Source organism: Mycobacterium sp., from assembly GCF_032161845.1.
In the GTDB taxonomy this organism is placed as follows: domain Bacteria; phylum Actinomycetota; class Actinomycetes; order Mycobacteriales; family Mycobacteriaceae; genus Mycobacterium.
This window is the reverse complement of record NZ_JAVRQA010000436.1, coordinates 1-15,478: the sequence shown is the minus strand read 5'-3', so window position 1 is coordinate 15,478 and position 15,478 is coordinate 1. Positions and strand designations below refer to the sequence as shown.

13 protein-coding genes are annotated in these 15,478 nt (G+C 66.0%); 1 reads left to right on the top strand and 12 read right to left on the bottom strand.

Going from position 1 to position 15,478, the window contains the following annotated elements:
- Positions 1–39: 39 nt before the first annotated feature.
- Positions 40–5,397 carry a hypothetical protein gene (locus QOD90_RS23880; protein ID WP_526353722.1) on the top strand — a complete coding sequence of 1,786 codons (5,358 nt, stop codon included), beginning with the start codon at positions 40–42 and terminating at the stop codon, positions 5,395–5,397.
- Positions 5,398–5,399: 2 nt separating this feature from the next.
- On the opposite strand, the gene QOD90_RS23875 is transcribed toward QOD90_RS23880, so the two are convergent.
- From QOD90_RS23875 to sufB, 12 genes are all read right to left on the bottom strand, one after another.
- On the bottom strand, positions 5,400–5,588 hold the full coding sequence (locus QOD90_RS23875) for a helix-turn-helix domain-containing protein (RefSeq protein WP_526353720.1): 189 nt from the start codon (positions 5,586–5,588) through the stop codon (positions 5,400–5,402).
- Positions 5,589–5,650: 62 nt separating this feature from the next.
- Positions 5,651–7,279, bottom strand: a complete 1,629-nt coding sequence (locus QOD90_RS23870) for an ABC-F family ATP-binding cassette domain-containing protein (protein WP_526353718.1) — start codon at positions 7,277–7,279, stop codon at positions 5,651–5,653.
- Positions 7,280–7,311: 32 nt separating this feature from the next.
- A complete protein-coding gene (locus QOD90_RS23865) occupies positions 7,312–8,145 on the bottom strand; it encodes an enoyl-CoA hydratase (protein WP_526353716.1) in 834 nt (277 codons plus the stop codon).
- A 17-nt stretch (positions 8,146–8,162) separates the two neighbouring features.
- Positions 8,163–8,528, bottom strand: coding sequence for a thioredoxin (gene trxA / locus QOD90_RS23860; protein ID WP_526353714.1), 366 nt, complete (start codon positions 8,526–8,528; stop codon positions 8,163–8,165).
- Positions 8,529–8,596: 68 nt separating this feature from the next.
- A complete protein-coding gene (locus QOD90_RS23855) occupies positions 8,597–9,700 on the bottom strand; it encodes an oxidoreductase (protein WP_526353712.1) in 1,104 nt (367 codons plus the stop codon).
- Positions 9,701–9,750: 50 nt separating this feature from the next.
- The gene (locus tag QOD90_RS23850) at positions 9,751–10,374 is read right to left on the bottom strand and encodes a hypothetical protein (protein ID WP_526353710.1); all 624 of its coding nucleotides are present in this window, start codon (positions 10,372–10,374) and stop codon (positions 9,751–9,753) included.
- Between the two features lie 38 nt (positions 10,375–10,412).
- Positions 10,413–10,763 carry a metal-sulfur cluster assembly factor gene (locus QOD90_RS23845; protein WP_526353708.1) on the bottom strand — a complete coding sequence of 117 codons (351 nt, stop codon included), beginning with the start codon at positions 10,761–10,763 and terminating at the stop codon, positions 10,413–10,415.
- The gene (sufU, locus tag QOD90_RS23840) at positions 10,738–11,217 is read right to left on the bottom strand and encodes a Fe-S cluster assembly sulfur transfer protein SufU (protein WP_526353726.1); all 480 of its coding nucleotides are present in this window, start codon (positions 11,215–11,217) and stop codon (positions 10,738–10,740) included. The genes QOD90_RS23845 and sufU overlap by 26 nt, the downstream gene beginning before the upstream one ends.
- A gap of 22 nt (positions 11,218–11,239) precedes the next feature.
- Positions 11,240–12,502, bottom strand: coding sequence for a cysteine desulfurase (locus QOD90_RS23835; protein WP_526353706.1), 1,263 nt, complete (start codon positions 12,500–12,502; stop codon positions 11,240–11,242).
- Between the two features lies 1 nt (position 12,503).
- Positions 12,504–13,274 (bottom strand): Fe-S cluster assembly ATPase SufC, encoded by a 771-nt coding sequence (gene sufC / locus QOD90_RS23830; protein ID WP_526353724.1) that lies wholly within the window; start codon positions 13,272–13,274, stop codon positions 12,504–12,506.
- The gene (gene sufD, locus QOD90_RS23825; protein ID WP_526353704.1) at positions 13,274–14,446 is read right to left on the bottom strand and encodes a Fe-S cluster assembly protein SufD; all 1,173 of its coding nucleotides are present in this window, start codon (positions 14,444–14,446) and stop codon (positions 13,274–13,276) included. The genes sufC and sufD overlap by 1 nt, the downstream gene beginning before the upstream one ends.
- The coding region (sufB, locus tag QOD90_RS23820; protein ID WP_526353703.1) for a Fe-S cluster assembly protein SufB at positions 14,443–15,478 on the bottom strand (1,036 nt) is incomplete at its 5' end. The genes sufB and sufD, both read right to left, overlap by 4 nt.

The window sequence follows — 15,478 nt, the reverse complement described above, 5'->3', positions numbered from 1 at the left end:
GACGCCGGCTTGGCCGCCGCACTTTTGGCAAGAGCGTTGTTGGCACAGGGTCGGGTCGACGATGCTGACTCCTACGCCGCCGAGAGCGAGCGACTCGCGGGCCACAACCTCAAGACGGCGATCGCGTGGCGGGCGGTGCGCGCCGAAATCCTCTGCGCCCAAGGCAGTTACCACGATGCGGTCGTACTGGCCCGCGAATCGGTTGCGGTTGCGGTCGGAACCGACCTGGTGCTCGACCACGCCGACGCCTGCCTCGCCCTCGGCCGTGTGCTCGACGCCGCGGGCGATGCCCGGGGGGCGGATGCCGCGCGACGCGACGCCGAGGCGCTCTACGCCGCCAAAGAAGTGGTTACCCCGACCGGTCGGCCGGTACAGCCTGCCCCGCCGATGGCATCGACCCCAGCCCATACCGGGTCAGCACCGACATCGTCGCGGCTCTCGGTCACCAACCGGGCCAGTGAGGCGTTCGACGGCGTCTGGAGAGCGATGGAGACCGGGGATGTCGACGCGGTCGTCGGATGCTTGTCTGATCGGTGGATGTACGACGATCGGCGCGGACTGAGCGGAGGCCCGGTCGAGGGCCGTGCCGCGCAGCGAGCGGGTATCGAGGGAATCTTGTTGCAGTACTGCCACTTCGAGGTGCGCACGCTGGCCGTTAGGGGCGAACTCCTCGCGTTGGCTCGGAGTCGCTGGTCCGACGACGCAGGGAACGAAACCATCCAACTGCAGCTACACGAGCTCGGCGATGACGGCCTGATCGCCTGTGAGGTCCGCTTCGACGAAGACGACTTCGAGAGCGCCTACCGCGAGCTCGAACAGCGCTACTACGCCGGCGAGGGTGCGGCGTTCGCCGAGGGCGGTGCCATAGGAACCGAAGTCGTCATTGCGACGAACCGAGGCGATCTGGATCGGGTATACGGCGACCTCACCGCCCCCGGGTTGCAATTCGAGAATCGGTCCCGCTCGGTGTTCCCGGATCGCTCGATGGACGAATATCCGGCCAGCATCGAGGAACTGGACGCGATGGTCACCTCGAAGCGGACGTGGCATTCGGCCATGTGTTGGCTGTCGCCAACCTGTTGTGTCTTCCGCGAAGAGCGCGAGGCCGTCGGGTTGGACGGCGAACAGTTCGCGTGGGCGTGGATCTACGTCGCGGAGGTCCGTGACGGCCGAATTGCGTCGTTTCGTCAGTTCGACCTCGCCGACGAGGAGCAAGCGTTCGCCCACGCCGAGGAGCTAGCGCGGACGACGACCAGCCGGCTAGCCGTAACCAACACCGCGAGCGAGACGTGGCACCGCGTCGGCATGGCCATGTCGGCCCACGATGTCGATGCACTCATGGGGTATTTCCCGGATGGGCTTCTGCACGAAGATCGGCGCGCGTGGAGCGGAGCTCCGCTCGCGGGCGGTGCCGAACGGCGGGCCGCACTGGAACGCTTTCTCGCGCAGTACTCTCACCACGAGCGCAGCATGTTGGCCGTTCGGGGTGATCGCCTCGCCCTGTGCCGGACCCGCTCGTCCGATGACGCCGGCAACGAGACCGTCCAACTCCACTTAGTCGAATCCGATGACGACGGACAGATGTGCTATTGGGGCCAGTTCGACGCGGACGACTTCGAGACCGCCTACCGCGAGCTCGACCGGCGCTACTACACCGGCGAAGGCATCGCGTTCGCGGCTGGCGGTGCGGTGCCCACCGAATGGATGTGCGCCTACAACCGGGGCGACTTCGACATGGCCTTCGGTGAGCTCTGTACCCCCGATTTCCGTTTGGAGACACGGTCGAGCACGGTCTTCGGAGATCGTTCGGCCCCAGAGCTGCGTGCCACCTTCGAGGAACTCTCCACGATGGTCGCTTCAGTTCGTATGTGGCTCAAGACGATCTGCTGGCTGTCACCGACCGTCAACGTTAGTCATTTCGAGCGCGAGGCCGTCGGGCTCGACGGTGAGCAGTACTCGTGGACCCGGCTGATGGTTGCCGAGGTCCGGGGCGAGCGCGTCACGTCGATGTGCGACTTCGACCCGGACGCCGAGGACGAGGCGTTCGCCTACGCCGAGGAACGGGCGCGGGCGACCGTCAGCCGGCTGGCCGTCACCAACCGGTCCAGTGAAACGTGGCACCGCGCAATGGCAATGCCAGTACGCGACATAGATGAGTACGTCGAATCCTTCTCTGAACAGTGGGTGTTCGACGATCGGCGCGGGTTCAGCGGTGACCCGCTAAGAGGTCGTGCCGCGCTGCGGACCGCCCTCGAGCGGATCTTGGAGCAGTACAGCCACTTCGAGGCGCGCACACTGGCCGTCCGCGGTGAGCTCCTGCACCTGGCTTGGAGTCGCTGGTCGGACGATGCCGGGAACGAGACGGCCTACGTGCACGTCTACGAACTCGATGACGACGGTCGCATCGGGACTGAGGTGCGCTTCGACGAGGACGACTTCGAGGGCGCCTACCGCGAACTCGACCGGCGTTACTATGCGGGCGAAGGCGCGGCGTTCGCCGAAAGCGGCACGGTAGCGACCGAATTCATGGCGGCATACGCCCGGGGTGACTTCGACAGGGCGTTCGGCGAACTCATTGCCCCACAGTTTCGGTTGGAGAATCGGTCGAGCTCGGTGTTGGGCGATCGTTCAGTCGAGCAGTTGCGCGCAAGCAACGAGGAACTAGACGCAATGGTCTCGTCGGCGCGGCCTTGGCTATCGGCCATCTGCTGGCTGTCGCCGAATTGGTGCGTCGTCCGTTTCGAGCGCGAGGCCGTCGGGTTGGACGGCGAGCGCTACTCGTGGACGCGGCTGGGCGTTGCCGAAGTCCGCGACGGGCAAATGACGTCGATGTGCACCTTCGACGCAGAAGCCGAGGAGGAGGCGTTCGCCTACGCCGAGGAGCGGGTGCGGACGACAACGAGTCGGTTGCCGTTGGCCAACCGGGCGAGTGAGGCGTGGGACCGCTTAACCGCGGCGATGGAGGCCAACGATGCCGACGCGGTTGTCGCGCTCTACTCCGATGGGTTTGTGTACGACGATCGGCGCGGGTGGAGCGGTGACCCGATCGAGGACGGTGCCGCCTGGCGGGCCGGAGTTGAACGTTTTCTCGCGCAATACTCCCACCACGAGGGGCGCACGCTGGCCGTTCGGGGTGTGCGGCTCGCGCTCGGTGGCGCTCGCTCGTCGGACGACGCAGGGAACGCGACCGCCCACCTCAATTTGATCGAGGTCGACGACGACGGCCGGATCGGATATCACGGCCGCTTCGACGGGGACGACTTCGAGGGCGCCTACCGCGAACTCGAGCGCCGCTACTACGCCGGAGAGGGCGCGGCGTTCGCCGAGAACGGTGCGATGTCGCCCGAATGGCTGATCGCGGCGAGCCTTGGCGACTTCGACCGACTGTTGGGCGAACTTTGTACCCCCGAGTTTCGGTTGCAGAGTCGGTCGCGTTCGGTGTTCGGAGATCTGTCGGCCGCCGAGTTGCGCACCAGTTTCGAGGAGCTGTCGGCGTTGGTCGCGTCGTCGCGGTGGTGGCTTTCGGCCATCTGCTGGCTGTCGCCGACCTGTAGCGTCAGCCGTTGGGAGCGCGAAGCCGTCGGAGTGGACGGTGAAGAATACGCGTGGACACGCCTGCACGTATCTGAGTGTCGCGGCGGGAAACTAGCGTCGACGTGCGAGTTCGACATCACGGATGAGGACCAGGCATTCGCGTACGCCGAGGAGCTAACGGGGGCGCGGCCGAGTCGCTTGGCCGTCTCCAACCTGGCGACCGACCTCGAGCTCCGGGGCAGCGACCTTCTGGGTCAACCCGATTTCGATTGGGCGCTATCGGATTTCCTGCACGAGCAGTTCCGGGTTGACGATCGTCGGGCGATGCCCTCGGCGCCATGCATCGGCCGGGAGGCCGGCATCGTCGGGTATCACCGGCTTCTCGCCGACTATCCAGACCTCGAGGTTGTGCCACTGGCGGTGCGTGGACAGCTGCTGGCGTTGGTCGAATGGCGTTGCCGCAATACGAGTGGTTTCGAGGCGACATATCTCAACGTGCACGAGTTCGATGACGCGGGCCAGCTGGTAGTACAGGTGCGCTTCGATGCCGACGACTTCGAAGGCGCCTACCGCGAGCTGGAGGACCGTTACTACTCCGACGAGGGCGCGCCGTTCGCGGCGGGTGGCGCTCTACTGACCGACTACATTACCGCCCTCAATCGGGGCGACTTCGACACGGTGTTCGGCGAACTCACTGCCCCCGATTTCCGCGTGACGAGCCGATCGCGTTCGGTGTTCGGCGATCGATCGGCCGGGGAATACCGTGCCAGCCAAGAGCAACTCGCGGCGATGGTCGCCTCGGTGCGGACCTGGATCTCGGCCGTCGAGTGGCTATCGCCGGAATGCTTAGTCATCAGAATCGAGCGCGAGGCCGCCGGGCTGGACGGTGAGCATTTCGCGTGGACGAAGGCCTACCCGTGCGAGGTCCAGGGCGGGCAACTCGCATCAATGTGCGAGTTCGAACTCGAGGACGAGCACCAGGCGTTCGCATACGCGGAGCAGTTGCTCGCGATGCCGAGGAGTCGCTTGGCGGTGGCCAACCGAGCGACGGAGGGCGAGCAGCGCGTCCACGATCTCCTGGGGCTCCCCGAGTTCGATTCGGCGCTGTTCAATTTCATCCACGAGCGGTGCCAGTTCATCGACCATCGCGCGATGCACGGCGCGCCATTCGTCGGCAGAGAGGCGGCACTGGTCAATTTCCGCCGGTTCTTGGCCGACTACCCACGACTCGACATAGTGCCTCTGGCGGTCCGGGGCGAACGCCTGGCGTTGGTCGAATACCGCGGTCGCACTTCGGGGGGCTACGAGGCGACGTACCTCAACGTGAACGAGGTCGATGAAGCCGGCCAGCTGGTGTTGCAGGTGCGCTTCGATGCCAGTGACTTCGAAGGTGCGTACCGCGAACTCGAGCACCGCTACTACAGCGGTGAAGGCGCGGCCTTCGCGGCGGGCGGCGCAATGCAAGCCGAATCTGTCGCCGCGATGAACCGGGGCGATCTCGACACGGTGTTCGGCAAACTCGCTACCGCTGATTACCGCGTGACCAGCCGGTCGCGTTCGGCATTCGGCGATCGGTCGGCCGACGAGGTTCGTGCCAGCCTCGAGGAACTGACCGCCATGGTGGCATCGGTGCGGATGTGGTTCTCGGCCGTGGTCTGGGTGTCGCCGGGGTGCTGTGTCGTCCGACAGGAGCGGATGGCCGTCGGATTGGACGGCGAGGCGTACTCCTGGACGCGGCTATACGCGTGTGCGATTCGCGACGTACGAGTCGCGTCGATGTGCCAGTTCGAACTCGAAGACGAAGTGGCGGCATTCGCTTATGCGCGGGAACTCGCGCAGGCCGCCGGGCCTACGGTGGGCTGACCTCAACGCCTGCGGCGGTGGTTCGGACCACCGCGACTGCGCATGGTCGTCCCGGACTCGCGCAACATGCTGTGGACGGAGCCATACGACTTCCCGGTAGTTGCTACCAGGGCCCGGATGCTCGCACCCTTTTCGTATGCGCTGCGTAGCTCGCCGATGAATTCATCCCTGTCCAGCTCACTCATTTGCATCTCCCCAATTTTCGGATATCTCCTGATACCCACGGGGCAGAGTTCTCAATCAGGTTGTGAAATCAGGCCAGTTCGATCAGGTCGCGATAGTCGTCGGACCAGTAGTCCTCGGTCCCGTCGGGTAGCAACACCACCCGCTGCGGGTCGAGCGCCTCCGCGGCTCCCGGATCGTGGGTCACCAGAACCACGGCGCCGCGGTAGCTGCGCAATGCATCCAGCACCTGCTCGCGAGACGCGGGATCGAGGTTGTTGGTGGGCTCGTCGAGCAGCAGCACGTTGGCAGTCGAGGCGACCAGACCGGCAAGGGCCAGCCGGGTCTTCTCACCGCCGGACAGCGTGCCAGCAGGCTGCTCGAGCTGGGGGCCGGTGAACATGAACGCACCGAGCAGGCTTCGCAGGTCCTGTTCACCGGTGTCCGGCGCGGCGTGCCGGATGTTCTCCCACACCGAGGCGAGACCGTCGATCGTGTCGTGCTCCTGGGCGAAGTAGCCGAGCTTGAGCCCGTGGCCAGGCTCGATGACACCCGCGTCGGCGGTTTCAGCTCCCGCGAGGATCCGAAGCAACGTGGTCTTGCCCGCGCCGTTGAGACCGAGAATGACCACGCGGGAGCCCTTGTCGATCGCCAGGTCGACGCCGGTGAAGATCTCGAGCGAACCGTAGGTCTTGGTCAGGCCCTTGCCCACCAGTGGGGTGCGACCGCAGACGGCAGGCGTGGGAAACCGGATCTTGGCGACCCGGTCGGCTACCCGTTCCTCGTCCAGCGATGCCATCATCCGATCGGCACGCTTCAGCATATTCTGTGCCGCAACGGCTTTGGTGGCCTTGGCGCCCATCTTCGCGGCCTGCACACGCAGTGCGCCTGCCTTGCGCTCGGCATTCGACCGTTCGCGACGCCGGCGCTGCTCGTCAGTCGCCCTGGCGTCCAGGTACTTCTGCCAGCCCATGTTGTAGACGTCGGCCTCACCGCGCACCGCATCGAGGAACCACACCCTGTTGACGACGTCGGCGAGCAGCTCCACGTTGTGGCTGATGACGACGAGGCCGCCGGTGTGACCCTGCAAAAACGTCCGCAGCCATCCGATCGAGTCGGCGTCGAGGTGGTTGGTGGGCTCGTCGAGCAGCAACGTGGTGTCCGACCCGGAGCCGGTGTCCGACGCCGCGAACAGGATGCGGGCGAGCTCCACGCGGCGACGCTGACCCCCGGAGAGCGTGCGCAGCGCCTGCGTCAGCACCCGGTCGGGCAAGCCGAGGCTCGCGCAGATGCGGCCCGCCTCGCTCTCGGCCGCATACCCGCCGAGTGCGGCGAACCGCTCCTCGAGTTCCCCGTAGCGCCTGACCGCCTTGTCCCTGGCGGTGTCGTCGGCGACCTCGGCCATGATCGTCTGCTGTTTCTCCAGATCGGAGAGCAGGGTGTCGAGCCCGCGTGCCGATAGGACCCGGTCACGGGCCAGCATGTCCAGGTCTCCCTCTCTGGGATCCTGTGGCAGATAACCGATCTCGCCGGTTCGGTCGATCGAGCCTGCGTAAGGTTCGCCTTCACCGGCGAGGATGCGCATGGTCGTGGTCTTGCCTGCGCCGTTGCGGCCGACGAGACCGATCCGGTCCCCCGGTTGAATGCGCAGCGCGGCGCCATCGACGGCCAGCAGCGTACGCGCGCCAGCGCGGACCTCGAGGTCCGTTGCGGTGATCACGCTGCACTCCTACTTTCGCCGTACGTCGGGTCTTACTTGTCGTCAGTGAAGGCGGCCGGCCGCTTCTGCGCGCGCGCAGCAACCGCTTCCTCGAAGTTGGCGGTGAGCAGGCGCACGTAGAGCTGTCCCAGGCCTTCAGCCTGCATGTGACCCTCCAGGCTACCGGCCTCCAGTCCACTCCAGAGCGTGCGCTTGGTCAATTCGACGCCCGGTCGCGAGTACGACGAGATGCGCTCGGCCATCCGATAGCAGACCTCTAAGAGGTCGCCGTCGGGAACGGCCTGCGACACCAGCCCGATGCGCTCGGCTTCCTCGGCGTCGATGTCGCGCCCGGTGAGCATCACCTCGAATGCCCGCGACGTGCCAATTGCCTTGGGCAGCAAGTAGGAAAGGCCCAGTTCGCTGGCGGTCAGTCCGTTGTTGATGCCCGCGGCCCGGAAGTAGGCACCGTCCGCCGCGACCCTGATGTCACACGCCAGTGCCAGGCACAGGCCGCCGCCGATGGCGGCGCCGTTGACCGCGGCGATGACGGGTTGGTGCATCTTCCGTATGGCGAGAATCACGTCGTCGAGCACTTCCATGGAGCGCAACGCGAACGTCGGTCTGGTCAAACCGTCGACGTGCGGCACGGAACCCGCCGACTTGTGGTCGGCACCGGAGGAGAAGCCGCGACCCGCTCCGGTCAACACCACCACGCGGGTCTCGTTGTCATGGTTGACCTCGTCGAGTGCCTTCTTCAGCGGAACCATGACGTCGAAAGCCATCGAGTTCATCCGCTCGGGCCTGTTCAGCGTCACCAACGCCACATGGGGTCGGGGGTGGTCGACGAGGACCAGGGGTGCGTTCTGCTCGCTCACGGACTGCACGCTATCGCGTGCGACCGTTAGACCTCTTCGGCGTTGGCCTGCTCGGCGATCGCGGCATCGATGTCGAGGCCCTTGATCTGGTCGATCACGTCCTCGAGATCCTGTGCGGGCAACATGCCGGAATGCCGGAAGACCATGTGGCCCTTCTTGAAGGCCATCAACGTGGGGATCGCCTGGATCTCCGCGGCCGCGGCCAGACCCTGCTCGGCTTCGGTGTCGACCTTGGCGTGCACCACGTCCGGATGCTTGTCGGACGAGGCGGCGTAGGTCGGCGCGAATGCCCGACACGGTCCACACCAAGATGCCCAGAAGTCGACGAGCACGATCTCGTTGTCCGTGATGGTGTCGTTGAATTGCTCGGTGGTGATGTCTTGCGTACTCACATCTCTCCCAACGTCGGTCTCTACCTGCTTGTTCCCACTATTTGGTTACCGCGGCGGGGCCGCCCAGGTCAGTGCAGCGTGCTCAGCGCAGATTCCGGTTCATAGCCATTGAACCCGTCCAGCGTGTCGTCTCGCACCCTGTTCACCCACGTCGGGTCGGCGAGCAGCGCCCGACCGATGGCGATCAGGTCGAACTCGCCTGCCTCGAACTGTGCGACGACCTCGGCTGCAGTGGCTGGGGCGATCTGCTTGCGCGGGCCCTCGTCCCGGAATGCGGTGTCCAGGCCGACCGAGCCAACCGCGATGACCGGCACTCCAGTCACCTTCTTCGTCCACCCGGCCAGGCTGAGCACCGGATCTGCGTCGGGAAAGGCCGCAGCGTAATGGCGCCGCGTGGACGGATGAAACACGTCGACGCCGGCATCGACCAACGGCGCGAGCAATTCCTGGAGCTCAGTGGGATCGCCGACGATCGACGCGTCGTAGTCGGTTCCCTTCCACTGCGAGAACCGGAAGATGATCGGCAAGTCCGGCCCGACGGCGGCGCGGACGGCGGCGACCACCTCGGCGGGGAATCGGGTCCTGGCAGACAGTGCGCCACCGTAATCATCGGTACGCAGATTGGTCTTTTCCCAGAAGAATTCGTCGAGCAGGTAGCCGTGCGCCCCGTGAATCTCGACGGCGTCGAAGCCGGCCTCGCGGGCATTGCGCGCCGCCAGTGCGAAGTGCGCTGCGACGCCGGCGAGTTCGGCCCGATCCAACGCGCGGCCCTTCGGCTCCCCCAGCCCGTTGACACCCGACGGGCTCACGGGGGCGACGCCGTCGGCGTCACTGCGCTCGGCGCCCTGATGCCACAGCTGGGCCGCGATCACCGCGCCTGCCGCGTGTACGGCGTTGGTGACCCTGCGCCAACCCGCCAGGACGTCGTCACCGGCCAGCGTCGGTATCGACTCCGGGAAGCCGGCGGCGGCGTCCGGCAGCCGCACCCCCTCGGTGATGATGAGGCCGACGCCGCCCGCTGCCCGCCGCGCGTAGTACTCGGCGACATTGGGTCCCGGGACACCCCCCGGCGACGCCTGACGCGTCATGGGGGCCATGGCGAAACGGTTGGGGATGGTCATCGACCGGACGGTCAGCGGCCGAAACATCTCAGTGGCACCTTCGAGGCTCATGGAGCGGTTCAACACGGCTGACGACCCGGCGATTCCATGTGGCGCAGAGTTCACAGCTCCGCGCGGCCGCGTCCGAAGAAGTCGCCGATGTCGGCGGCGAGCCGGTCCACGTCGTGCGACGGGTCGAGTGCCTGAAAGGCACCGAACGGAGCGTTCCAGAACACGCCGATGCGTGAGGTCCACGGACCGACGTAGGCGTACGGCAGCGGGTGGAAGTCGTCACCCGGCGAGACGCCGTAGTTCACCTCGTCCTCGGTGACCGCGACGTCGAAGTGCTCGGGCCACAGCACTGGATGTTGTTCCGGCAGGGCGCTTTTCAACGCGAAGCCGCCCGCGTACAGGCTGCGGTGGACGAGCTCCGCCGCCTCGTCGTCGATGTCGAGCACGGCATCGGCGGCTAGCGGATCGACGACCTCGTAAACACCATCGGGCGGTCCCACGTCCAGATTCGTCGCCGCGGCGAGCGCACCGACCCGTCCCGTGAGCGGCGCACCGTCACCGCCCCAGACGAGCTCGGTGCCATGGACCGCGACGGGTATCGACACCCCGGTGAAACCATCGGGGCGGACCGCCAGTCGGATGGTTCCGGCCGACCGGTATTGCGGACCCGCGATGAAACTCTCCGCGATGCCGCGGAGCTGGCGGCGCGTCGTGACGTAACGGTCCTCGAGCAATGAACGTCCTTCCGGTTGCCAGCCGACGGCCGGGGCGCTCAGACCGTGAAGCCGAGGGCCCTTAGCTGCTCGCGTCCGTCCTCCGTGATCTTGTCCGGACCCCACGGCGGATTCCAGACCCAGTTGATCTTTATTTCGTTGACCAGGCCCGAGCCAACCAACGCGGAGCGGGACTGGTCCTCGATGACGTCGGTCAAGGGACATGCCGCCGAGGTCAGCGTCATGTCGATCAACGCCACCTTCGAGCCGGCCTCCCCTTCCTCGATGTTCAGGCCGTAGACCAAACCGAGGTCGACGACGTTGATGCCCAGTTCCGGGTCGACCACGTCGCGCATCGCCTCTTCGAGATCGGCGAGCGTCTCTTCATCCGGTGCGGTGATCTCGCTCATCGTCTTCCTCCTCTAGTCCCAGGTCCGATTCTGCACTTGCCTGCGCCAGCGCGTCCTTGAAGGCCATCCAGCCCAACAGCGCGCACTTCACCCGCGCCGGGTACTTGGCGACACCGGCGAAGGCGATGCCGTCGCCGATGACGTCCTCGTCACCTTCGACGTTCCCGCGCGACGAGATCATCTCGGTGAAGGCCGCAATGGTCTTCAGCGCGGCGCCCACGCTCTGCCCGATGACCTGATCGGTCAGCACCGACGTCGACGCCTGGCTGATCGAACAGCCCTGCCCGTCGTAGGAGATGTCGGTGACCGTCTCGCCGTCCTCGGAGAGCGCCACGCGCAGGGTCACCTCGTCGCCGCAGGTGGGGTTGACGTGAGACACCTGCGCCCCAAAGGGTTCCCGCAGCCCGCGATGATGCGGGTGCTTGTAGTGGTCCAGGATCACCTCCTGGTACATCTGCTCGAGTCGCACTCAGGCCTCAGTCCTTGCCAAAGAATTCGACCGCGCGCTTGACTCCCGCCACCAAGCGGTCCACCTCGTCGAGCGTGTTGTACACCGCGAACGATGCCCGCGCGGTGGCGGCGATGCCGAACCGTCGGTGCAGCGGCCAGGCGCAGTGGTGCCCGACGCGGACCGCGACACCTCCGTCGTCCAGCACCTGCCCGACGTCGTGCGCGTGAACTCCGTCGACGACGAAGCTCACCGGTGAGCCGCGATGCTCGACGGAGGTGGGGCCGATGATCCGGACGCCACCAAGTCCCGACAGCCCGTCCAGGGCGGCGGCCACCAGTTCGTTCTCGTGCGCCTCGACCGCGTCCATGCCGATCTCGGTCAAATACCGGGCGGCGGCCGCCAATCCGACGACCTGCGACGTCATCGGGGTGCCTGCCTCGAACCGCTGCGGCGCGGGCGCATAGGTGGTGGCCTCCATCGTCACGGTCTCGATCATCGACCCGCCCGTGATGAAGGGCGGCATCGCGTTGATCAGTTCGCGGCGGCCGTAGAGCACACCAATTCCCGTGGGACCCAACATCTTGTGGCCGGAGAACGCGGCGTAGTCGACGTCGAGCACGTGGAAGTCGACGGGCTGATGCGGAACCGACTGGCAGGCATCCAGCACCGTCAAGGCGCCGACCGCCTTCGCCCGCGACACCAGTTCCCCTACTGGAGCCATGGCGCCGGTGACGTTCGAATGATGGCTGAACGCAACGACCTTCACTCGTTCGTCGAGTTCCAGCGAGTCGAGGTCGATGCGGCCGTCCTCGGTGACGCCGTACCAGCGCAGCGTGGCTCCGGTACGTCGGGCCAGCTCCTGCCATGGAATCAGGTTGGCGTGGTGTTCCAGCTCGGTGGTGACGATGACGTCGCCGGGCCCGACGGCCCGCTCGAAGCGGTCGTCACCCAGCACGTAGGACACCAGGTTGATCGACTCGGTGGCGTTCTTCGTGAAGACGAGTTCATCGGTGTCGGCGCCGACGAAGGTCGCGATGTCCTCCCGGCCCTGCTCGTAGGCGTCGGTGGACTCCTCCATCAGCTGGTGCGCACCACGGTGCACCGCCCCGTTGGAGGTCGTCAGGAACTCACGTTCAGCGTCGAGTACCTGCAGCGGCTTTTGCGACGTCGCACCGGAATCCAAATAGGCCAGCTGATTCCCGCCGCGCATCCGTCGACCCAGGATCGGAAAGTCCGCCCGGATCTTGGCGAGTTGAGCGGCGTCCAAGGTCCGTACCGAGGCGGTCACGTTACGCCCCGACCGCCTGCGTGAAGCGTTCGTAGCCGTTGGCCTCGAGTTCGTCTGCGAGCTCCGGGCCACCGGATTCGATGATCCGGCCGTCGACGAAGACGTGGACGAACTGCGGCTGGATGTAGCGCAGGATGCGGGTGTAGTGGGTGATCAGCAGGACGCCACCGTTCTCGGCCTTGGCGTACCGGTTGACGCCCTCGCTGACCACGCGGAGAGCGTCGACGTCGAGTCCCGAGTCGGTCTCGTCGAGGATCGCGATCTTCGGCTTGAGCAGGCTCAGCTGCAGAATCTCGTGGCGCTTCTTCTCACCGCCCGAGAAACCTTCGTTGACGCTGCGTTCGCTGAACGCCGGGTCGATGTCCAGATCGGTCATCGCGGACTTGACTTCCTTGACCCAGTGCCGCAGCTTGGGCGCCTCGCCGCGGACCGCGGTGGCGGCCGTGCGCAGGAAGTTCGACATCGACACGCCAGGCACCTCGATCGGGTACTGCATGGCCAGAAACAGTCCGGCCCTTGCCCGTTCGTCGACACTCATCTCGAGGACGTTCTCCCCGTCGAGCGTGATCGATCCCGAGGTGACGGTGTACTTGGGATGGCCGGCGATCGCGTAGGACAGCGTCGACTTGCCGGACCCGTTGGGGCCCATCACGGCATGCGTCTCCCCCGACTTCACGGTCAGGTTGACGCCCTTGAGGATCCCGATGTCGGCGCCGCCCTCGGGCGAGACGACCGAGACGTGCAGGTCCTTGACTTCCAATGTGGTCCTGATCAGCTACTTTTCGATTCGGTGATGGCTAGTTCTCGTTCGATGGCTTCGGTGAGGCGCTCACGCACCGCGGGGACGGCGATCTTGGCGATGATCTCGCCGAAGAAGCCGCGCACCACAAGGCGCCGGGCCTGGTCTTCCGGGATGCCGCGGGCACGGAGGTAGAACAACTGCTCGTCGTCGAACCGCCCTGTCGCACTGGCATGCCCGGCGCCGACGATCTCGCCGGTCTCGATCTCGAGATTGGGCACCGAGTCGGCACGGGCACCGTCGGTGAGCACCAGGTTGCGGTTCGCTTCGTAGGTGTCGGTACCGGTGGCCCCGGCCCTGATCAGCACGTCGCCGATCCACACGGTGTGGGCGTCCGGTCGATCGGAGTCCGGATCACCTTGCAGCGCACCCTTGTACAGCACGTCGGACTTGCAGTTCGGCTCCGAGTGATCGATCAGGAGTCGCGACTCGAAGTGCTGTCCGTCGTCGGCGAAGTACGTGCCGAGCATCTGCGCGTCGCCGCCGGGGCCGGTGAACCGCACCGTTGCCGAGGTTCGGACGACGTCGCCGCCGAGCGTGACGGCGACATGGCCGAGCACCGCATCCTTGCCGAGGCGGGCGTGATGAGCGCTGACGTGCACCATGTCATCGGCCCAGTCGGCGATCCAGATCACGCCGACACCGGCCGAGTCACCGACGATGATCTCCACGTTGTCGGCATAGGTTCCGCTGCCCCGCAGATCGACGACGATGGTGGCCCTGGCCAACTCCTCGACTCGGATCTGCAGATGGCCGTACGCCGTCGCACCCTCGCCTGGACCGATGACGGTGATCTCGATGGGTTCGGCCACCTCGGTGTCACGCGCGACGGTGACGACGGTCGCCTGCTCGAACGACGAGAATGCTTGCGCCGCAACGCGGTCCGTTGGTATACCGCCTTGGCCGAGACGTTCGTCGCCGCGGCCAACGGTCTCCACCGTGACACCGGGACGCTCGACGACCGCAATGCCCGCGGTGCCCGTTGCAGGTGCCGACCCGTCGTGAAGACCCCGAAGCCGCTTCAGCGGGGTGAACCGCCACAGTTCGTCACGCCCGCCGGGCACCTCGAAGGCGTCGACGTCGAACGATGCGAACAGCTCCCCCTTGTTGCGCCCCTCCAGGGACTCAGTCAAGTTCTGGGTCACCCGACCGCGCCTTCCATCTGTAGCTCGATGAGCCGGTTGAGCTCGAGTGCGTACTCCATCGGGAGCTCCTTGGCGATCGGCTCCACGAAGCCGCGCACGACCATGGCCATGGCCTCGTCCTCGGTCATGCCACGGCTCATCAGATAGAACAACTGATCCGCGCTGACCTTGGACACGGTGGCTTCGTGACCCATCGTGACGTCGTCCTCGCGGATGTCGACGTACGGGTAGGTGTCACTGCGACTGATCGAATCGACGAGCAGCGCATCACACTTCACGCTGGACCTGGAGCCGTGCGCGCCCTTGTTGATCTGAACCAGACCACGGTAGGACGCCCGCCCACCGCCGCGCGCGACGGACTTCGAGACGATGTTGCTGGACGTGTTCGGCGCGAGGTGCAGCATCTTGGCGCCGGTGTCCTGGTGCTGGCCCTCGCCGGCGAAGGCCACGGAGAGCACCTCACCCTTGGCGTGCTCACCGGTCATCCACACGGCCGGGTACTTCATGGTGACCTTCGAGCCGATGTTGCCGTCGACCCACTCCATGGTGGCGCCCGCCTCGGCCCTGGCTCGCTTGGTGACCAGGTTGTAGACGTTGTTCGACCAGTTCTGGATGGTGGTGTAACGGCAACGGCCGCCAGGCTTGACGATGATCTCGACGACCGCCGAGTGCAGTGAGTCGCTCTTGTAGATCGGCGCGGTGCAGCCCTCGACGTAGTGCACGTAGGCGTCCTCGTCGACGATGATCAGCGTGCGCTCGAACTGACCCATGTTCTCGGTGTTGATGCGGAAGTAGGCCTGCAGCGGGATGTCGACGTGCACGCCCTTGGGGACGTAGATGAACGACCCGCCCGACCACACCGCGGTGTTGAGCGCGGAGAACTTGTTGTCGCCGGCCGGGATCACGGTGCCGAAGTACTGCTTGAAGAGCTCGGGGTGCTGCTTCAGCGCGCTGTCGGTGTCCAGGAAGATGACGCCGAGCGCCTCCAGATCCTCGCGGATCGAGTGGTACACGACCTCCGACTCGTATTGC

What these genes read in the sequence shown, in the direction of transcription:
- QOD90_RS23875 (WP_526353720.1), bottom strand. Translation starts at nt 5,588, where the DNA reads ATGCAAATGAGTGAGCTGGACAGGGATGAATTCATCGGCGAGCTACGC.
- QOD90_RS23855 (WP_526353712.1), bottom strand. Translation starts at nt 9,700, where the DNA reads ATGAGCCTCGAAGGTGCCACTGAGATGTTTCGGCCGCTGACCGTCCGG.
- QOD90_RS23845 (WP_526353708.1), bottom strand. Translation starts at nt 10,763, where the DNA reads ATGAGCGAGATCACCGCACCGGATGAAGAGACGCTCGCCGATCTCGAA.
- sufU (WP_526353726.1), bottom strand. Translation starts at nt 11,217, where the DNA reads ATGTACCAGGAGGTGATCCTGGACCACTACAAGCACCCGCATCATCGC.